We start from the raw sequence: 18,063 nt of genomic DNA on the forward strand, positions 1-18,063 counted from the left end.
CACCATGCGGGCGTTCGCCTGTCCGGCTCCGGCCTCGTCGCGCGCCGAGAGCCGCGGATCGCAAGAGCAGCCGGCTTCTCCGCCTGCTGCCGGGTCTGTCTTCGGGCGCGAGCACGGCGAGCCGCTCATCGTGCAAGAGCACGAAGCGCTCGGCGTCCCTGCGGACACGAGCTTCAAGCAAAACCCCTTCGTCGACGGCGCCCTCGTCCGCTGCACGCCCGAGCCGAGCGCTGCGGAGGACAGCGGCGGGCCGGTGAAGATCGCCCCGCTGCCGGAGAGCCCAATCGACAGGGGCCTTGCCGATCCGAGCCTGCTCGCCCACCTGTTCGTCCACAAGCTCGATGACCACGCGCCCTACTACGGACAGGAGACAGAATCGGAGCTTCACGGCTTCCGCAGCGGCCGCGGCAACATGGCACGCTGGCAGTACGATTGCGGCGGCATCACGATGCGTATCGCCGACGCGATGTGGAGCGACGCGCTCTCTGATCCGGGGGAGAAATGACAATAAAAGTCCGATGATGTCCGAGGCTCGCGGAACGCAGGCCCGCGTGGACGCGCGTCACGTTGCGCGGCCATGGACGTATCGAGCGGACGCACGTCGGCGCTTTCGGCCATGGGCTCGGTGCCCGGAGGTCCGCGGAAGCGGGGCGCTACGCCACGTCGAAGCCGAAGTCCATCTGCCCCGTCGGGTCCCTCGCACGGGCCCGCGGGAGGCTAGCTGTGATAGCCTGACGGCGATGGCCGACGCCAAGGGCAAGTTGCTCGCCGTAGCGTACCGGGTGCTCGAGAGCGAAGGCCCGGCGGCGCTCACGACGCGGCGGGTGTGCGAGGAGGCCGGGGTGACGATGCCGACCCTCTACCACCACTTCGGCAACCGCGACGGGCTCGTGACTGCTGTCCACGCCGTCGCGTTCGAGAAGTTCATGGCGGAGAAACGGGCGCTCACGCCGACAAACGACCCCGTCGCAGATCTCCGCGCGAGCTGCGAGCACGTGCTCGAATTCGTGCAGGCCCACCCCTCCGTCACGGCCGCGGTGATGGCGCGCGGCATCGAGCATCCGTCGATGTTCGAGCCGAGCTACGCCCTGATGCGGCACCGCATCGAGCGTTGCGCCAAGGCGGGCGCCTTGCGCGTGCCGATGGAGCGCGCTGCCGAGCACGTCTGGGCCGTCGTCCAGGGCCTCGTGCTCTGCATCGTCGCGAGCCCTTCCGGCGCACCACCGAGCCGCGCCACCTCGGCGGGGGCGCTCGACGCGCTTTTCCAAGCGATCGCCGACAAACTATAGCATCGCTCTAGACAGTTAATGTAGCGATGCTATAGAGCCTCCTGGAGGGCGCGCGCCGGAGCGGGCCCGAACCGGAGGATTCGTCATGGCCGAGACCGTGTTTGTCACCGGAGGGAGCGGCTTCGTGGGCCGCGCCATCGTCCGCGCGCTCATCGCGCGTGAGTACCGCGTCCGTGCCCTCGCGCGAAGTGCCGCCAGCGCTGCCGAGCTCGCTGCTCTCGGCGCCGAGCCCGTCCGCGGCGACCTCCACGACGCCGCTGCACTCACCGAGGGCTGCGCGGGCGCCGCGATCGTGGCGCACGCGGCCGCGTCCCTCACCTCGGCCCTGCGCTGGGGCGAGCACGCCCGCACCAATGTCGAGGGGACCCGCGGCTTGCTCGCAGCGGCGCGCGCGGCCGGCGTCCGCCGCTTCGTCTACCTCGGGGCTGCGTCGGTCGTCATCGAGGGCTCTCGGCCGAGCGAAGGGGACGAGGACGCTCTGCCGCCCAGGGTCGACCGCTCCTTGCCCTACAGCGCGACGAAAGCGCTCGCCGAGGCGATGGTGCTCGCGGCAGACAGCCCCGCGATGCGCACCGTGAGCCTCCGCCCACCGATGATCTGGGGCCCGGGCGCGCACACCCTTGACCTCATCGCGGAGGCGTTCCGCGCCGGGCGCTTCGCCTACGTCGGCGGGGGCAAACACCTCTACAGCGTCGCCCACGTCGACAATGTCGCCGAAGCGGTGATCTGCGCAGTGCGCAATGACGTCGGCGGGCGCGCGTATTTCGTGACCGACGACGAGGTCACGCCGATGCGCACCTTCTTGACGGAGCTCATGGCGACGCGCGGCGTGGGCGCGAAGGCTTGGTCCGTACCCCTCCCCCTGGCGGTGCTGTTCGGGTGGCTCCTCACCAACCTGTTCGGGTGGTTCGCGCCGCGAAGGCGCCCACCGCTCACCCTCGAGGACGTGCGGCTCCTCGGGCAAACGCTTCACCTCTCGTCCGCTCGGGCGAAGAACGAGATCGGCTACCGCGCGGTACGGAGCCGCGCGGAAGGCCTCGCCGCGCTCCGGGCCCAAAGCAGCGCCGTTCCGTGAGGGCACGTCGCCGGGGGGCAAGTTCCTCTTCAACGGGGAGATCCCCACCCACGACAATGCCTCCGAGCGGGCTCTGCGCCGCGTCGCCAAGGGGCGGCGCAACTGGCTCTTCCACGGCAGCGACGAGCATGCGGTCCGGGCGTCTCGCGCGTCAGCCTTGCTGCCTCCAGCGTTCCTCATGGAGCATCCCTGCCCGTCGTCCAACGGCGGCGTTCCGCCACCGCACCGGACGTGGCGTGGCCGCCGACGTGGCGTGGTCAGCGTGGAGGGGATCGGCGAGCTCGGGGAGCGCGCCGCACCTCAGCGCGCACGCTCGCCGGCGCCGAGCCCTGGCGCACGGCCACTGCCGATGTCCTGAGCGCGACGCCGTCGTTCGTCACGCCGCCGTGAGGCGGCGCGCGGCGGGGGATCGGTCCTTCACTGGCAGGGGCTCTCGCCGATCGCGGCGAGGCACTCTTCCGGGTCGTTGAGCTCGAGCGCGCGGCTGACGTGGAGCAGCCGGCACGCGAGCGTGTCGCCCTCCGCCTCGGCGCTCGCGACGGAGTAGCCGGAGTCGCGGGCCGCTCCCGGCAGCAAGGTGCATTCGGACTCGCACGAGGCCGGGTCCGGGAACGACTCGCCGAGGTACTCGCTGCAGGCCGCGGTGAGCAGCATGCAGTACGACTCGCAGTTGCCCGTCAGGCCCGTCTCCGGGTCGTCGGCGGACCCGCAGTGGCCGTCGCCGCCTGGCCCCGTGTGTGGGCAGTGGGCCGTCGGCGCCAGCATCGCGCTGTAGGCGTGGTACTTGCGGCAGCCCACGGTGTTCTCTTCCCGGTCCTCCGCGCCGCCGGGGGGGAGCGCCCCGCAGACGGAGAGGCACTGCGCCTCGGACTCGTAGACGGCCAGCTCGCCCGTGCACGAGGTCATCACGACCTGGCAGAAGCCCTCGCAGTCCGGCGCGGTCCCTGCCGGCTCGACGCACGGCTCCACCGGCATCAGGCTCGAGTGGTCGCAGTGCTCCTCCGGGTCCACTGTCGCGGAGCTCACGTGCACGAGGCGGCACTGCAGCGTGTCGCCCTCGTGGTTCTCGATGACGTCGAACATGTCGGCGTCCGTGAGCCCCGCGCACATGGCGACGCATTGCTCGTGCGTGGCGAGCTCGGCCATGCACGCGCTGGCCCGCAGCGCGCAGTAGCTCTCGCAGTTGCTCCCGCAGACGCCGGCGCCGCCCGGGCCCGCCGGCGGGCAGTGCACAGCGACCTCGCCTGTGCGCCCCGCGAGCTCCGCCTGGTGGGCGCGGCAGGCGACCGTGTTGTCCACGGGCTCCAGCGGGTCGCCCGGCTCCAGCAGCGCGCACACGCCGTGGCAGGTGGCCACCGTCGAGTAGACCTGGTGCTCGGCGGTGCAGTTCTCCATCACGGTGGCGCAGTACGCCGCGCACTGCTCGCTCACCTCGGTGGGCTCCGGCTGCTCCCCTGGATCGACGTAGGTGCGGTCCTCGATGCCCGCGATCGCGTGGCAGCCGAGCCACGTCGCGGGCGCCAGCGGAGCGAGCAGGATCAGCGACAGGAGCCCTGTCATGCGCCTCATTCGAACGTCCCTCCCACGAGCAGCCCGACGTTGCGCCCGTCCACCATCGGCCCCACCTGGACGCGCGGGGTCTGCCTCGGCGCGACGACGAAAACCAGGACGGCGCCGCCGATCACGGCGGCCGTCCCGAGCCCGAACGCGATGTTCGAGGCGGTGGCGGCGCTGCTGGCCTCGTTGGTCAGCGTGACCCCGCGCGGGTCCTCGCACGTCGCGCCGCCCTTGCAGTAGCCCTTCGCCTCGTCGTTCTTCGAGATCGCCCTGACCCCGAAGAACGTCCCGACGCCGAGCCCCACCACGCCCGCGCCGCCCACGACGAGGCCGATCAGGCGCGTCGTGCCGCCGCCGGACTCCGCGGGCGCCGCGGCGCCGCGCGCGGGCGCGGGCGCCGGCGCGGGGCCCTCCGCGGCGCTGGGCGCCGGCGCGCCGGGCTCGCTCGACGCCGCGCTGAGCGGCTTGAGCGGCGGTATCTTGACGCTCTCCGCGGCGCTGGTGGCCCCGAGCTTCACGGTCGTCTTCCATGTCTCGTGGCCCGGGGCGCTCGCCTCGATCGCGATCTCGCCCGGATCCCGCGGGATCGCGATCCCGAACAGCGGCCGCTCGAGGGCCTTGCCGGCGACGCTCACCGAGAGCCCCTCGATGGCCAGCGCCTCCGGCGCGACGTCGATGGTCAGCTTCGACAGGCCCGGCTCCAGCCGTGCCGCGCGCGCCTGCGCCTTGCGGGCGCGGTCGGCCTGCCCGGCGGCCTGCGACTCCGACATCGCCTGCCGGAACGTCGCCCAGGCGCTCGCGGTGCGGCCGGTCTTCTCGTAACACTCGGCCAGGTAGAGGAGCGTGCCTATCCCCGGATCGATGCGGTGACTCTGCTCCAGCCTCGGGCACGCCTCCTCGTTGCGCCCTTTCTTCATCAGATCGAGCGCCGCGTCGAAGAGCGCCTCTGCCGCGGCCTTCTCGGCGGCGCTCGGCTCCGCCCACGCGGGGAGCGCCCCGGAGATCAACGCCGCGCACAGCCCCAGGCCGGCGCGGCGTGCGATGCATCGCTGATGACGTTTCATTCGTCCCGTACTCTCCTCCAGGCGGACCACGACAGGGCCCGCGGGCTGTTGATCGGCGTCGCGCGCGCCTCGCTCAGCGCCGCCCGCCGAAGTCGCTGATCTCGTTGTCTCGACGCGGCTCCGGGCGCGCTGCCGGGCCCGGCTGCGGGCGCTCGGCGGGCCGCGCCGCGGCGCTCGTGGGCGGAGCGCCCGGCTGGCCGGCGGGCGCCGCGCCCGGCGTCGCTGGCGCGGCCGGCGACCGCGCGCTCGCGCTGGAGGCCGCGGGCGGCGCCGTTGTCGCGCCGGCGGCCGGGTCGGGCGCGCTCGCCCCGGCGGCCGCGTCGGCCGTGGCCGCGCCGGCGGTCGCGTCGGCGGTCGCCTCGGGCGCTGTCGCCTCGGGCGCGGCGGGCTTCGCAGGCTCGGGAGCCGCCGCGCGCGCCGGGCCCTCCGCCGCGGTCCCGGGGGGCAGCTCCGCCGCGCGCGCCGCGGGCTGCTCGCCGCCGGCCGGCGGCCCGGAGCGCAGGAGCAGCACGGCGGCGATCGCGACGGCGGCGAGGGAGGCGCCGCCGGCGAGGGCGATCCCGATCGCCGCGCCCTTGCGTCCTGCGCGCGGGAGCTGGCCTGTGTTGCTCCACGAGTTCACCGTGGGGCCCGTCTCCGCGGCCGAGGCGGGCGACGGCCCGCCCTGCGGCACCGACAGGCGCGCTCCGGCGTCCTGGGCGCCGCCGGGCGCCATGGACACGGGCGCTCCGGCGGCGTGCGCGCCGCCGTGCGACTGGAGGTACGGCGCGGACAGGCGCGCTCCGGCGCCGGGCGCGCTCCCGTGCATCGCGCCGGGCGGCAGGCTGGGCTGGCTCTGAATGCTCGGACGCGACCCGCCGGTGTCCTGGAGCCCGAGCACGCGGCGCGCCCGATCGGCGTGCACGTGGCTCCCGGGGGGGCCGAACGCGAGCAGCGCGGCGGCGAGGTCTCCGACGTTCCTCCACCGCTGCTCGCGCTCCTTGGCGAGGCAGTGCATCACCGCCGCGTCGAGGTCGGGCGGGACGTCGGGGCGGATCTGGGCGACAGTGAAGGGCGACTCGTAGAGCAGGGCGGAGAAGAGCTGAGGAACGGAGTCGCCGTTGTACGGAGTCCGCCCTGTCAGCATCTCGTAGAGGATGACGCCGAGAGACCAGATGTCCGCGCGGGCGTCGACCTCCCTGGCAGAGCGCACCTGCTCGGGAGACATGTAGAGCGGCGAGCCGAGGAGGGTCGCTGTCTTCGTCAAGGACAGCTCGTCGCGCGTGATGCCGAGCAGCGCCTTGGAGATCCCGAAGTCGAGGACCTTCATGATCCGCCCCCCGTCGGGCCGGCGCGCGAGGAACAGGTTCGCCGGCTTGAGATCGCGGTGGACGATGCCGGCGGCGTGCGCCTCGGCCATCGCCTCGAGCACCTGGAGCATGTACCCGACGGACTCCATCACGGGCAGCGGGCCCCGCGCGCGGATCTCCTCCGAGAGGTTGTTCCCGTCCAGGAACTCCATCACCATGTAGGGCAGCCCGGCCTGCAGCGAGCCGACGTCGAGGACGCGCGCCACGTGCTCGCTCTTGATCCTGGCCAGCGCCCGCGCCTCGCGCCGGAACCGCTCTGCAGGGTCGCCGCCGCCGGTGTCGGTGCCGGGCGCGTGCAGGAACTTCATCGCGACGCGCTGATCGAGCTCCAGGTGCCACGCGGCGACGATCATGCCCATCGCACCTGCGCCCACGATCTGCTCCACGCGGTACTTGCCCGCCAGCACATCGCCCACAGCAACGGGAGCCGCCATGGGCCTAGGCTAGCCGAGATCCGGGGGCGCACCTACCTCGGAGAGCGGCATCCTGCGATCCAGACGGAAAGGCGCGTGGATTTTTCTGCCACGATCGAACTGTGTCGTCGGACACCTCGTGGTCGAGCCGGGCGCCGGTGCTGGCGGGGTGCTCACGGGCTCACGAGCGCGATGCCGTCGACGCAGCGCCAGCGCTCGGCCTCGCCCTCCACGGCCCACAGCTCCAGCCGCGCTGCCCACCACGCCTCGCGCGCGAGCGCCAGCACCCGCGGGTCGGCGGCGAGCGCCTCCCGGCGATCGGCCGGCAGGTCGCCGTACACGAGGCTCACGTGCGGGCGAAAGGGGGTCTCGCGCGCGGCGAGCGCGGCCTCGGCCGCGCCGCGCAGGGCCGCGAGCGGCTCGGTCGGCGCGACGTCGAGGAAGACGCACTGGTGGTAGGCGCTCCCTGTCGCGGGGCCCTGCGCCTCGAGCGCGATCGGGCCGCGCGGGCCGAGGCTGCGGAGCTTCGCGGCGAGGTCGCCGCCGTCGCCGCGCAGCCCGCCGAGCAGGGTGAGGTGCGGCGCGAACGCCTGCCCGCCGGTCTCCCGGGCGAGCGCCTCGATGAGCTCCTGCAGCCGCGCGCGCGGCGCCCCGCCGGGGACGAGCCAGAGAGCGAACGCCTTCTCCTGCGCCATCGTGCTCCGCTACCGCTTCACCGGGGCGGCGCGCGGGCTACGCGCGCGCCGCGAGGTGCGGCTCGATGGCGAGGACGGTGGTCTTCATGCGGGTCCTCGAGTCAGAGCGATTTCCAGGACGCCTCGCCCGACGCCAGCTTCGGCGGCTCGATCGACAGGATGTAGTCGACGCGGCGGTTGCGCGGCTCGTCCACCTGGTCGGCGGTCTTCACGATCGGCGACGACTCGCCGAGCCCCTCGTACGCGACGGGGAGCTTCAGGCCGCGGCCCTTGAACCACGCGGCGATGGAGCGGGCGCGCCGCCGCGAGAGCGCGAGGTTGTGCTCGACGCCGCCGACGGTGTCCGTGTGGCCGACGATGAACAGGGTGATCTTGCCGAGCTCCCGGGCCTTCGCCGCCACCTCGGAGATGCGCTGGAGGCTCGCCTCCAGCTTGGGCACCTCGGGGGCGCGGATGACATCGGAGTTGGTCTCGAACTGCACCTCCTCGTGGGGGATGCTCACGTTCCACGGGATGATCGCGATCCCGGCCCAGTAGCCCTCGGTGTCGTGGCCGTACACCTCGATGCGCCCGACGGCCTCGTCGCTCGACGGCGACCACGTCACGACGAGCGGCGTGCCGGCGGCGGCCCCGCTGAACGGCTTCTCCTCCTCGGCGAGGACGGCGCCCGACTGGCCGAGGACCTTGATGCGCACCTTGCTCGCGGCGCGCGACAGCTTGACCTCGATCTGGCGGGCCTTCAGGTCGACCCTGGAGCGATCGATGCTCACCTCCAGCGCGGGCCTGGCCTGGGCTCCCGGCGCGGGCGCGGGGCCGTCGCCCCGCGCGGCGGCGGGGGCGAGCAGGGAGGCGGCGAGGAGCAGGGCCGGGAGATGGCGCATGGAGGACCTCATCGCGGGAGGGTGAGGGAAGTGCGGGAAGACGGGGACGAGTATACCACCGGGCGACCGGCGTCACAGCGATGTGTGCTGCGGTGGCGGGCGCGCGCAGGATCCCGTAGTGTCCGCGGGCGTCGTGAGGTGATCCGGCGGGAATCACGCGGGATTCACGGCGCTCCAGGGCACATGGCGGTTACCATTTTCGACCTCTTCAAGATCGGCATCGGCCCGAGCAGCTCGCACACGGTCGGCCCGATGCGCGCGGCGCGCATGTTCGCTGTGGATCTCGACGAGGCGGGGCTGCTCGGCCGCGTCGCGGCGGTCCAGGTCGAGCTGTTCGGCTCGCTCGGCGCGACCGGACGCGGCCATGGCAGCGACAAGGCGGTGATCCTCGGGCTCCTGGGCGAGACGCCGGACGGCGTCGACGTCGAGCGCGCGGGCGAGATCGTCGACGGCGTGCGGCGGAGCGGCCGCCTGTCCCTGCTCTCGCGGCACGAGATCGGCTTCGAGGTGAAAGGGCATCTCGCGTTCCTGCACAGGAGTCTGCCGTTTCATCCGAACGGCATGCGCTTCACGGCGCTCGACAGGGAGGGCGCGCCGCTGCGGGTGCGCGTGTATTACTCGGTGGGCGGCGGCTTCGTGGTGAACGAGGCCGCGGCGAAGGGCGAGAGTCCGATCGAGGAGGACAGGACGCCGCTGCCGTATCCGTTCCACAGCGCGGCGGAGCTGCTCGCGGCGTGCGCGGCGAGCGGCCTGTCGATCAGCCAGGTCATGCTGGAGAACGAGAAGGTCTTCCGCCCCGAGGCGGAGATCCGGGCGGGGCTGCTGCGGATCTGGGAGGTGATGCAGGCGTGCGTGCAGCGCGGCTTCCGGACCGACGGCGTGCTGCCCGGCGGCCTGAAGGTGACGCGCCGCGCCCCGGCCCTGTACCGCAAGCTCATCGAGAGCCCCGAGGCGGGCCTGCGGGATCCGCTGACGGCGATCGACTGGGTGAGCCTCTACGCGCTCGCTGTGAGCGAGGAGAACGCCGCCGGGGGCCGCGTCGTGACGGCGCCGACCAACGGCGCGGCGGGCATCATCCCGGCGGTCCTGCACTATTACCGGCGCTTCGTGCCGACGTCGACGGACGAGGGCGTCATCCGGTTTCTGCTGACGGCGGGCGCGATCGGCATTCTTTACAAGGAGAACGCGTCGATCAGCGGCGCGGAGGTGGGGTGTCAGGGCGAGGTGGGCTCCGCGTGCTCGATGGCGGCGGGCGCGCTGGCCGAGGGGCTGGGCGGCACGCCGGCGCAGGCGGAGAACGCGGCCGAGATCGCGATGGAGCACAACCTCGGGCTCACGTGCGATCCGGTGGGCGGGCTCGTCCAGGTGCCGTGCATCGAGCGCAACGCAATGGCGGCGATCAAGGCGATCAGCGCGGCGCGCATGGCGCTGCACGGGGACGGCGCGCACTTCGTGAGCCTCGACAAGGTGATCAAGACGATGCGCGACACAGGGGCGGACATGGAGTCGAAGTACAAGGAGACGTCTCGCGGCGGCCTCGCTGTGAACGTCGTCGAGGTGCCGCTCGAGGTCGGGGTCCACCTGCCGGAGTGCTAGCCCCTGCGACGCGCTTCGATGCGCCAGGGAATCACCCGCCGCGAGCGCGCGCCGCGGCCGTGAACCGCGAGTCCATCGGAATCCCGACACACTTGTTACTCCCACGGCTCGACGCCCGGTCCTACATCTCTCACGACCACCAACTGGCACGTCCTGTCGAGGACGGCGCGAACGACGGTGGACATCCGAGGGAGAGAAGAGCGATGACGACGCACATCACCGGGACACGTGAAGAGTGGCTGGCCGCGCGGCGCGAGCTGCTCAAGGCGGAGAAGGAGCTCACGCGGCGCAGCGACGAGCTTTCGCGGCGACGTCAGGAGCTGCCGTGGGTCCGGGTCGACAAGGAGTACCGGTTCGATACGGAGGAAGGCGGCGCCTCGCTGGCAGACCTCTTCCGAGGGCGCTCGCAGCTCCTCGTCTACCATTTCATGTTCGGGCCCGACTACAAGGCGGGCTGTGTATCCTGCTCGGCGATCGCGGACGGGTTCAATGGAATCGCCGTCCACCTGGCGAACCACGACGTCACGCTCTCGGCGGTGTCGCGGGCGCCGCTCGCGAAGCTCCTGGCGTACAAGCGGCGGATGGGGTGGACGTTTCCCTGGGCGTCCTCGGGCGACAGCGGCTTCAACTTCGACTTCAACGTCGCGTTCACCGAGGAGCAACAGCGCGAGGGGACCGTCGACTACAACTTCCAGCGCGCGGGCCACGCGATGGACGCGACGCCGGTCCCGCTGCCGGTCGCCCAGTCCGCGGCCATGACCGGGACCGACGCGCCCACCTACTCGCTCGACAGGCCGGGTTTGAGCGCGTTCGTGCTCGAGGACGGCGTCCTCTACCACACCTATTCCGCCTATGCGCGCGGCATGGATGGTCTCTGGGGCATGTACCAGTGGCTCGACCGCGCACCCAGAGGGCGCAACGAGACGGGCATCTGGTTCCGCCGCCACGATGAGTACGACCAGCGCTGAGCCCGATGGGCGACCGCCTCCTCGGGTTCCTTGTGCGACGCGATGCCCAGGCCGGTGTGCAGCGCTGTCGCGTCCCACGATGTCAGGGCACGAGGAGGTAGCGAACGCCCGGGTCGCCGACGCGCTGGAGGATGATGCTGGCGGGAGAGAAGCTCCTCCACGGTCGTGACACGCTGGCGCGAATCGCGGGGTCGCTCGGCCATGAATCCCAGCACGCGTTCAACACGGCATTCAAGCGCGTCATGGGCATCTCCCCGAGGCGATACGCCCGAGCTGGATCCGAAGGGACGTGGCCTCCAGGCCGCGCTGTATGAGAAAATGGTCGCCACACCACCATCATGCGGCATGAGGTGGGCGTGCACGGGAGGCTCGGGCGGGCCTGCGCTGATTCGTGCGATAGTGTCCACCGCACGCTGGAGACAAGACCATGGACAACGACAAGGCCCAGAACCCCACCCCTTCTTTCACAGATCTGATGGGCGCGATGGCGGCTGTCCATGCCGCGCAGGAACCGTTCTTCCTCGGCCGGCTCGGCGCACACTTCGGCGCCGACGCCCGCGCCCTCCCTGTCGTCGCCGAGGAGTTCCCGCCCTCGGAGCACCCGAACTTCCAGCTCGCGATCGAGACGCACCTCCGTGACGGCGGGTTCACCTCCGAGCTGCTCGGGGTCTCCGGCGGCGACATGTTCCGCGGGGTGAGCCTCCCCGATCTCCTCTCGCCGCCCCCGGCGATGCCCGGGGTCGGCGGAGCGCCGCCCTCGCAGGGGCCCGTGCAGTACCGCAACGTCCGCCTCGACGAGGAGCGCGTCATCGCCTGCGTCGCCAGCGGCCTCTACCTCCTCGGCCGCGGGGACGACCGCTTCGCGCTGCTGGTGCGCGGCCCCAGCGACGGTGGGTTCCGGCGCAGCCAGCTCACCGTCGAGGTGATGGCGAGGGACAACGAGCGCGCCCAGCGCCTCCTCGCCGAGCTCCGCGTCCTGATGCGCCGGCTCAACGTCTACCGCAGCCGCGTCGTCATCCTGAGCGAGGCCACCGACGTCTTCCCGGCCGCGACAAAGATCGAGCTCCACAGCCTCCCGCAGATCGCGCGCGACGCGCTCATCCTGCCCCAGGCGCTGCTCGCGCGGCTCGAGCGGTCGACCATCGGCTTCTCCAGGCACAGGGAGTCCCTGCTCGCCTCGGGGCGACACCTGAAGCGCGGGCTGCTCCTCTACGGGCCCCCGGGCACCGGCAAGACCCTGACAGCGATGTACCTGGCGAGCCAGATGCGGGACCGTACAACCCTGCTCCTCACCGGGCTCGGGGTGAAGCTCCTCAAGGAGGCGTGCGCGATGGCGCGGTCGCTCCAGCCCTCGCTCGTGGTGCTCGAGGACGTCGACATCATCGCCCAGGACCGCGAGAGCCCGGACGCGAGCTGCCGCTCCCCGCTGCTCTTCGATCTCCTCAATCAGATGGACGGCCTCGCGGAGGACACCGACGTGATCTTCCTCTTGACCACCAACCGCCCGCAGGCCCTGGAGCCGGCGCTGGCGACGCGGCCGGGGCGCATCGATCTCGCCGTGGAGATCCCGCTGCCGGACGCCGACTGCCGGCGGCAACTGCTCGCGCTCTACGGGCGCGGCCTCTCGCTCCGGGGCGACGACCTCGCGCCGCTCATCGCGCGGACCGAGGGCGTGAGCGCGGCGTTCATCCGCGAGCTCCTGAGGCGGGCGGCGCTGTTCGCGGCCGACGCCGGGCGCGGCACGGCGGTCGGCGAGGAGCACCTCAAGGAGGCGCTGCACGAGCTCCTCGTCGACGGGGGGCCGCTCACCCGGAGCCTCCTCGGCGCGCAGGCCCACCGCCCCTCGTGATCGCGCGCCAGCCGCGCGCCGACGCGCCCATGACGAAGACGCTCACCTTCTTGCACACATCGCCCGTGCACATCGCCACCTTCGATCGGCTGCTGGCCGAGATGGCCCCGACGATCCCCACGAGGCACGTGGTGGACGAGGACCTCCTGCGCGACGCCCGCGCCTCGGGCCTCACCCCCGAGGTGGCCCGCCGCATCGACAAGGCGATCCTGAGCGCCATGGCCGGCGGCTCCGCCGTGGTCCTCTGCACCTGCTCGACGATCGGCGGGTGCGCCGAGCGCGCCGGCCGGTCGGCCGGCCATCCGGTCCTCCGCGTCGATCGCGCGATGGCGGAGCGCGCCGTCGCCGCAGGCGGGCGCATCCTCGTCGCCGCGACGCTGGCCAGCACCATCGCCCCGACGCGCGAGCTCCTCCTCGAGGTGGCCCACCAGGCCGGGAGGACCCTCGCGATCACCGAGGCGCTCATCGAGGACGCATGGCCGCACTTCGAGCGCGGCGACAACGCGGGCTATCGCCAGGCGATCGCCGCGAGGCTGCGCGACGCGGCGCCCACGGCCGACGCGATCGTCCTGGCGCAGGCATCCATGGCTGACGCCGCCGCCTCGTGCCCCGACCTGCCTGTCCCCGTCCTCAGCAGCCCACGTCCGGGACTCGAGGCCGCCATCCGGGCATACCGCGCTTCGGCGTAGCCTTCATGTCATGTGACGAGCGTTTGATGTGAGCGCTCACATCATCGATGCCAAATCCGCGTGCGGGCGCTCGTCCGGAGCGCCCGGCGGCTTCGCGCCCGGCACGGTGACGCAGCCCCTGCCGCAGCGCGGTATGCCGGCGAATGTGGGGTCATCGCAGGTACCTGTCGCGGCCAATCCCGTGGCGCAGGTGCTCGCACTTTTGGGGTTGACATCGGAAATGTGATCGTTCACAGTCGCCGCATCCTTCAGAGTCATCCTGGTAAGGACGTCATGCGTACCGGGACCCTCGTCATCGGGATCGATCTCGGCACCGACTCCATTCGTTCGGTCATCGACGACGGGCGCGACGGTTTGCTCGCCAGGGCAGCTGTCGCGCCCTAACGGCGCTGGTGCGCAATGTTGTTGCGGCCCGCGCGCGCACCGGCTCCGCCAGCATCCGGTACCTGCACCGGACAGAGGCGTCGATTCGAGCCGGTCGGCCACGGGCCAGGTGGGCAGCGACGTCGCCGCGCGCGCGCGCGGGATCGCGATCATGACAGACCGCTTCGATGCGACCCGGCCTTCTGCAAAAAGCGACGCTAGATCAACAGCTTACCCATGCATAGAAGGGGAATTTCAACATGAACCAGAACCGCTCTTCTCGATGGCTTCGCAGCACGGCTTGGATCGCGCTCGGAATGGCGACGGTCGTTGGCTGCGCTGACGGAGGCGAAGGGGGTGGCGAGGGCGGCGCGGGGGGAGCGGGCAGCACCGGCACCAGCGCCAGCGCAAGCACCAGCACCGGCATCAGCACGAGCGCCAGCACCGGCACGGTCGGCGCCGGCTCGACAAGCGCCAGCACGACAAGCGCCAGCACGACAAGCGCCAGCACCGGCGGATCGAACGAGGGCGGCGGCGGTTCGGACCCCACGAGCAGCGTGTCCACCGGAACCGGCACCCCCGACCCCACGCGGAAGTTCGTCGGCAACATCACGACGCGCGGCGCCGTGCGCGACGGCTTCGCGAAGTACTGGGACCAGATCACGCCCGAGAACGAGGGCAAGTGGGGCTCCGTCGAGAGCAGCCGCGGGAACAAGAACTGGTCCTCGCTCGACAGGATCTACAAGTACGCGCAGGACAACAACATCATCTTCAAGCACCACGTCTTCGTGTGGGGCGCCCAGCAACCCGACTGGGTCGGGCGTCTCTCCGGGACGGAGCAGCAGGCGGCCGTGCGCGACTGGATGAAGTCGTTCTGCGAGCGCTACCCCGCGACGAAGTACATCGACGTCGTCAACGAGCCGCCGCCCCACACGACGCCCTCCTACAAGAACGGCATCGGCGGCGACGGCGCCAGCGGGTGGGACTGGATCGTCAACTCCTTCAAGTGGGCTCGCGAGTTCTGCCCGAACGCGGTCTTGATCCTCAATGACTACAACAACATCGAGTACGAGAACGACCACAACAACTTCATGAGGATCGCGAAGGCGGTCATCGACGCAGGCGCCCCGGTCGACGCGCTCGGCGCGCAGGCGCACGACGCCTACAAGATCAACACCAACACGGTGAAGGGCTACCTCGACAAGATGGCCTCCCTGGGCAAGCCCGTGTACATCACCGAGTACGACATCGGCATCGCGGACGACAACCAGCAGAAGCGGGTGATGGAGGAACAGTTCACGATGTTCTGGAATCACCCCGCGGTCCCGGGCATCACCTTGTGGGGCTACATCGTCGGCACCACCTGGAGGGACAACACCGGCATCCAGCACCCCGACGAGAGGATGCGGCCGGCCATGCAGTGGCTGATGGACTTCCTGGGACGTTGAGACTCACGCCACGCTGATGCGGTGATCGCGGCGAGCTCCCCCGACCGGGGGAGCTCGGGCGCGCCGGGGGGCTGAAGCTCGAGCGCTCCGGATACGTCAAGCCCCGGTTGCGGAACCTGCCCTGGGTGGGCCCGGGTTGGGCCCCTGCCTCCCGAGGGGCTGCCATCCATCGTAGAGCCCCAGCCTCACGCCGGGGGCCGAGCGGCGACACCATCGCTGTTGCTGCAATTGTTCACGTCAAGCGCTGTTTTCTCGCGCACACCGGCACCGCGCACCCCCGTGCGCCGGAGTCCAGGTGTATGTTCCCCCCCATGAATGCGCTTTCCTTGACCGGGTCTCTGGCACGGCTCACGTTGATGGCGGCCCTCGCCGCCGGTTGCTCTGGATCTTCCGACGACGATGGCACCGGCGGCTCGGGGGGATCGGGCGGGCTGCCGGGCGCGAGCGGCTCGACGGGCGGCGGCGCGACAAGCAGCGGCGGTTCGACAACCGGCGGCACCGGCGCGACAGGTGGCAGCACCAGCGGCGCGAGCAGCAGCGGCGGCACCACGTCAGGAACGGGCGGCGGCGGCGCGAGCAGCAGCAGCAGCGGCACGGGCGGCGCCGCGAACCCGGGCTCCGGGCTCGGCAGCGGCACCATGGAGGGCTCCGGCAGATCGAGCGAGCGGTACGAGACGGGCCTCGTTTCGCGCGACGGCACGCCGTACGTGCTCATCACCAACGGCTGGGGCCCCGGCTTCGACAGCCACACCGTCTCCTGGGAAGGCACGTCGTTCACCGTGGAGAGCATGAGCGGCGCGGCCGGCTCGATGGGGCAGCCCGCCTCGTACCCGACCGTCTTTTGCGGCCGCTACTCGGTGATGGAGGTGCCAGACTGCGGCCTGCCGGCGCCGAGCGGCTCCATCACGAGCCTGCGCACCGGCTGGCGCTGGGCAAAGAACGGCAACGAGGGCGAGTACAACGCCGCGTACGACATCTGGATGGGCAACGGCAGGCAGCTCCAGGGCTACCTCATGGTGTGGCTGCGCGATCCGCCGAGCTATCAGCCCGCCGGGCAGCCGAACGCCGCGCACAAGGGCGTGACTGTCGCGAACGTCCCCGGCACGTGGAACATCTGGAACGGCATGGTGAACGGCCTGCCGATCGTGAACTGGGTGCGCGCCGAAGGGAACGACAGCTACGAGATCGAGTTCGACGTGATGGACTTCGTGCGTGACGCGCAGACGCGCGGCCTCAGCGTGCCCGGCGACCAGGTGAACGCGGTCGCCGTCGGCTTCGAGATCTGGGAAGGCCCGATCACGAACCTGCAGAGCGTCGACTTCTACGTTGACGTGGACTGACGTGGACTGACGTGGGCCGAGCTGCGGGTCCACGACTGGCTCGCTCCGGATCACCGAGGATCAAGGCGAGTCGTGGCAGGCGCTCTCCAGCCGTGTCCCGCCCATCCACTGCGTCCGTTTCACGGCCTGACAGCTTCATGGCCTGACAGCGCGTCCTCGCGCGGCGGTGGCCGTCGCGCCCGCAGCCGGCAACTTCTCGATTCTCCCGCCACGAATCCGTGCACGGGACGAAGCAGCTCTCCCAGCCCGCCTGATCGACGCTCCAGGCACGGTGGCGAGGCGACGGGGGCCGCGGCGGTGTCCGCTCGCGCGCGGCCGCCCGCCGGGGTGTCGCGCGCCGCGCTCGACGTGGGCGGGGGCACGCGCGGCGGCTCCGTGGCGTGTCTCGGCGCGCCCACATCCGCCGGTCTGCTGGTAGAGTGGTGAGCTCATGGCACGATCGCCGGCACGACGTAGCCCCTCCCCCGGGCGCCGGGCGAGCGCCCGGCCGACCCCGGCAGGCGCTGCGCCGAGGAGACCCACGTGAGCGCTCGCATCCCGCTTCCGCCGTTCCCCAGAGGCTGGTTCCAAGTCGCCTCCTCGGACGAGCTGTCCACGGGCGGACCGCTCCCGCTCCGGTGCTTCGGGCGGGATCTGGTGCTTTTCCGGACCCAGGACGGCGAGGCCCGCGTCCTCGACGCCCACTGCCCGCACCTGGGCGCCCACCTCGGGATCGGAGGCCGCGTCGAGCAGGGCGGCATCCGGTGTCCATTCCACGGGTGGGTGATCTCCGGCGAGGGCGCGTGCGTGCACATCCCGTACGCGGACACGATCCCTCCGAAGGCGAGGGTCCGCGCCTGGGAGACGCGGGAGCTCGACGGCGCGATCCTTGTCCACCACGCGATCGGCGGCGAGCCCCCTGCCTTCGAGATACCGCCGCTCGCCGAGGCGCGCTCGACGGCGTGGTCGATGGACACGACCCGGCGCTGGAGGATCCGGACGCACGTCCAGGAGACGCTCGAGAACATCGTGGATCCGGCCCATTTCGTCACCGTACACAGCATGCCGGAGGCGCCTCGCACGGAGGTCGAGGTCGAGGGCCATATCATTCGATCCCGGTCGGCGGTGAAGCAGCGAGGGCCGGGCGGGCAGGTGGTCGACGGCACGATCACCTGGGAAGGCCACGGCATGGGCTACGGGACGATCCGCTTCACAGGCATCGTCGAGCTCCTCTTCGTGAACACCGTCACCCCGGTGGACGACGAGCTCGTCGACGTGCGGGTCGCGTTCTGGCTGCGCAAGGACGGCGCGCAGCGCCTGGGCCAGGCCCTGGCCGCGGAGGTGTGCCGGCAGATCGAGGAGGATATCCCGATCTGGGAGAACAAGATCTATCGCCCTCAGCCCGTCCTGTGCGTCGGCGAAAAGACCATCATGACGTTCCGCAAGTGGAGCAGCCAGTTCCTCTGAGCCACGCGGGGCGAGGGCCCGACTCCGAGCCACGCTGACGG

At 71.5% G+C, this 18,063-nt stretch carries 17 protein-coding genes and 2 pseudogenes; 12 read left to right on the plus strand and 7 right to left on the minus strand.

Translation table 11 applies throughout. From position 1 onward, the window contains the following. Nucleotides 1–130 precede the first annotated feature (130 nt). The 4 genes and pseudogenes from WMF42_RS08840 to WMF42_RS08855 all read left to right on the plus strand — a co-directional run. Nucleotides 131–505: an IS66 family transposase gene (locus WMF42_RS08840; RefSeq protein WP_199693890.1), complete on the plus strand. Its 375-nt coding sequence runs from the start codon at nucleotides 131–133 to the stop codon at nucleotides 503–505. Nucleotides 506–740: 235 nt separating this feature from the next. After that, nucleotides 741–1,289, plus strand: a complete 549-nt coding sequence (locus WMF42_RS08845; protein ID WP_061610439.1) for a TetR/AcrR family transcriptional regulator — start codon at nucleotides 741–743, stop codon at nucleotides 1,287–1,289. Between the two features lie 85 nt (nucleotides 1,290–1,374). Continuing rightward, entirely contained in the window at nucleotides 1,375–2,364 is a 990-nt protein-coding gene (locus WMF42_RS08850) for an NAD-dependent epimerase/dehydratase family protein (RefSeq protein ID WP_061610438.1), read from the plus strand. A gap of 34 nt (nucleotides 2,365–2,398) precedes the next feature. After that, nucleotides 2,399–2,722 (plus strand): annotated as a pseudogene (locus WMF42_RS08855) (IS66 family transposase); the annotation flags it as partial. Between the two features lie 59 nt (nucleotides 2,723–2,781). On the opposite strand, the gene WMF42_RS08860 reads toward WMF42_RS08855, so the two are convergent. The 5 genes from WMF42_RS08860 to WMF42_RS08880 all read right to left on the minus strand — a co-directional run bounded on the left by WMF42_RS08860 (nucleotide 2,782) and on the right by WMF42_RS08880 (nucleotide 8,323). After that, nucleotides 2,782–3,933, minus strand: a complete 1,152-nt coding sequence (locus WMF42_RS08860) for a hypothetical protein (RefSeq protein ID WP_061610437.1) — start codon at nucleotides 3,931–3,933, stop codon at nucleotides 2,782–2,784. Continuing rightward, nucleotides 3,930–4,985, minus strand: coding sequence for a tetratricopeptide repeat protein (locus tag WMF42_RS08865; RefSeq protein WP_437691417.1), 1,056 nt, complete (start codon nucleotides 4,983–4,985; stop codon nucleotides 3,930–3,932). Before WMF42_RS08865 ends, WMF42_RS08860 begins: the two co-directional genes overlap by 4 nt. A gap of 73 nt (nucleotides 4,986–5,058) precedes the next feature. Beyond that, nucleotides 5,059–6,768: a serine/threonine-protein kinase gene (locus WMF42_RS08870; RefSeq protein ID WP_437691419.1), complete on the minus strand. Its 1,710-nt coding sequence runs from the start codon at nucleotides 6,766–6,768 to the stop codon at nucleotides 5,059–5,061. Nucleotides 6,769–6,920: 152 nt separating this feature from the next. Beyond that, nucleotides 6,921–7,442: a 2'-5' RNA ligase family protein gene (locus WMF42_RS08875; protein WP_437691421.1), complete on the minus strand. Its 522-nt coding sequence runs from the start codon at nucleotides 7,440–7,442 to the stop codon at nucleotides 6,921–6,923. Between the two features lie 101 nt (nucleotides 7,443–7,543). After that, nucleotides 7,544–8,323, minus strand: coding sequence for an OmpA family protein (locus WMF42_RS08880; protein WP_081426623.1), 780 nt, complete (start codon nucleotides 8,321–8,323; stop codon nucleotides 7,544–7,546). 183 nt (nucleotides 8,324–8,506) lie between these two features. On the opposite strand from WMF42_RS08880, the gene WMF42_RS08885 reads away from it, so the two are divergent. The 5 genes and pseudogenes from WMF42_RS08885 to WMF42_RS08905 all read left to right on the plus strand — a co-directional run bounded on the left by WMF42_RS08885 (nucleotide 8,507) and on the right by WMF42_RS08905 (nucleotide 13,425). After that, a complete protein-coding gene (locus WMF42_RS08885; RefSeq protein WP_437691423.1) occupies nucleotides 8,507–9,919 on the plus strand; it encodes an L-serine ammonia-lyase in 1,413 nt (470 codons plus the stop codon). 203 nt (nucleotides 9,920–10,122) lie between these two features. Continuing rightward, the gene (locus WMF42_RS08890) at nucleotides 10,123–10,887 is read left to right on the plus strand and encodes a DUF899 domain-containing protein (RefSeq protein WP_061609297.1); all 765 of its coding nucleotides are present in this window, start codon (nucleotides 10,123–10,125) and stop codon (nucleotides 10,885–10,887) included. Between the two features lie 119 nt (nucleotides 10,888–11,006). Next, nucleotides 11,007–11,201 (plus strand): annotated as a pseudogene (locus WMF42_RS08895) (helix-turn-helix domain-containing protein); the annotation flags it as partial. 113 nt (nucleotides 11,202–11,314) lie between these two features. Next, complete coding sequence (locus tag WMF42_RS08900) at nucleotides 11,315–12,736, plus strand: AAA family ATPase (protein WP_437691426.1); 1,422 nt, start codon at nucleotides 11,315–11,317, stop codon at nucleotides 12,734–12,736. Between the two features lie 29 nt (nucleotides 12,737–12,765). Continuing rightward, a complete protein-coding gene (locus WMF42_RS08905; protein WP_437691428.1) occupies nucleotides 12,766–13,425 on the plus strand; it encodes an aspartate/glutamate racemase family protein in 660 nt (219 codons plus the stop codon). A gap of 36 nt (nucleotides 13,426–13,461) precedes the next feature. Here WMF42_RS08905 and WMF42_RS08910 read toward each other — a convergent pair whose 3' ends face one another. Beyond that, complete coding sequence (locus WMF42_RS08910) at nucleotides 13,462–13,962, minus strand: hypothetical protein (RefSeq protein ID WP_437691430.1); 501 nt, start codon at nucleotides 13,960–13,962, stop codon at nucleotides 13,462–13,464. A 49-nt stretch (nucleotides 13,963–14,011) separates the two neighbouring features. Then, the gene (locus WMF42_RS08915; protein WP_437691431.1) at nucleotides 14,012–14,353 is read right to left on the minus strand and encodes a hypothetical protein; all 342 of its coding nucleotides are present in this window, start codon (nucleotides 14,351–14,353) and stop codon (nucleotides 14,012–14,014) included. Here WMF42_RS08915 and WMF42_RS08920 point away from each other — a divergent pair. From WMF42_RS08920 to WMF42_RS08930, 3 genes are all read left to right on the plus strand, one after another. Then, nucleotides 14,346–15,236, plus strand: coding sequence for an endo-1,4-beta-xylanase (locus tag WMF42_RS08920; protein WP_437691433.1), 891 nt, complete (start codon nucleotides 14,346–14,348; stop codon nucleotides 15,234–15,236). The genes WMF42_RS08915 and WMF42_RS08920 overlap by 8 nt on opposite strands. Before the next feature lie 311 nt (nucleotides 15,237–15,547). Then, nucleotides 15,548–16,576 (plus strand): GH12 family glycosyl hydrolase domain-containing protein, encoded by a 1,029-nt coding sequence (locus WMF42_RS08925; RefSeq protein ID WP_437691435.1) that lies wholly within the window; start codon nucleotides 15,548–15,550, stop codon nucleotides 16,574–16,576. Between the two features lie 522 nt (nucleotides 16,577–17,098). Continuing rightward, nucleotides 17,099–18,022, plus strand: coding sequence for a Rieske 2Fe-2S domain-containing protein (locus WMF42_RS08930; RefSeq protein WP_061609301.1), 924 nt, complete (start codon nucleotides 17,099–17,101; stop codon nucleotides 18,020–18,022). Nucleotides 18,023–18,063: the final 41 nt, after the last annotated feature.

It is taken from the genome of Sorangium sp. So ce176 (assembly GCF_051519835.1).
GTDB lineage: Bacteria > Myxococcota_A > Polyangia > Polyangiales > Polyangiaceae > Sorangium > Sorangium cellulosum_G.

Bases quoted from the DNA above. Each gene is read 5' to 3' on its own strand.
- WMF42_RS08845 (WP_061610439.1), top strand. From the start codon at position 741: ATGGCCGACGCCAAGGGCAAGTTGCTCGCCGTAGCGTACCGGGTGCTC.
- WMF42_RS08850 (WP_061610438.1), top strand. From the start codon at position 1,375: ATGGCCGAGACCGTGTTTGTCACCGGAGGGAGCGGCTTCGTGGGCCGC.
- WMF42_RS08860 (WP_061610437.1), bottom strand. From the start codon at position 3,933: ATGAGGCGCATGACAGGGCTCCTGTCGCTGATCCTGCTCGCTCCGCTG.
- WMF42_RS08865 (WP_437691417.1), bottom strand. From the start codon at position 4,985: ATGAAACGTCATCAGCGATGCATCGCACGCCGCGCCGGCCTGGGGCTG.
- WMF42_RS08870 (WP_437691419.1), bottom strand. From the start codon at position 6,768: ATGGCGGCTCCCGTTGCTGTGGGCGATGTGCTGGCGGGCAAGTACCGC.
- WMF42_RS08875 (WP_437691421.1), bottom strand. From the start codon at position 7,442: ATGGCGCAGGAGAAGGCGTTCGCTCTCTGGCTCGTCCCCGGCGGGGCG.
- WMF42_RS08880 (WP_081426623.1), bottom strand. From the start codon at position 8,323: ATGCGCCATCTCCCGGCCCTGCTCCTCGCCGCCTCCCTGCTCGCCCCC.
- WMF42_RS08885 (WP_437691423.1), top strand. From the start codon at position 8,507: ATGGCGGTTACCATTTTCGACCTCTTCAAGATCGGCATCGGCCCGAGC.
- WMF42_RS08890 (WP_061609297.1), top strand. From the start codon at position 10,123: ATGACGACGCACATCACCGGGACACGTGAAGAGTGGCTGGCCGCGCGG.
- WMF42_RS08900 (WP_437691426.1), top strand. From the start codon at position 11,315: ATGGACAACGACAAGGCCCAGAACCCCACCCCTTCTTTCACAGATCTG.
- WMF42_RS08905 (WP_437691428.1), top strand. From the start codon at position 12,766: ATGACGAAGACGCTCACCTTCTTGCACACATCGCCCGTGCACATCGCC.
- WMF42_RS08910 (WP_437691430.1), bottom strand. From the start codon at position 13,962: ATGATCGCGATCCCGCGCGCGCGCGCGGCGACGTCGCTGCCCACCTGG.
- WMF42_RS08925 (WP_437691435.1), top strand. From the start codon at position 15,548: ATGAATGCGCTTTCCTTGACCGGGTCTCTGGCACGGCTCACGTTGATG.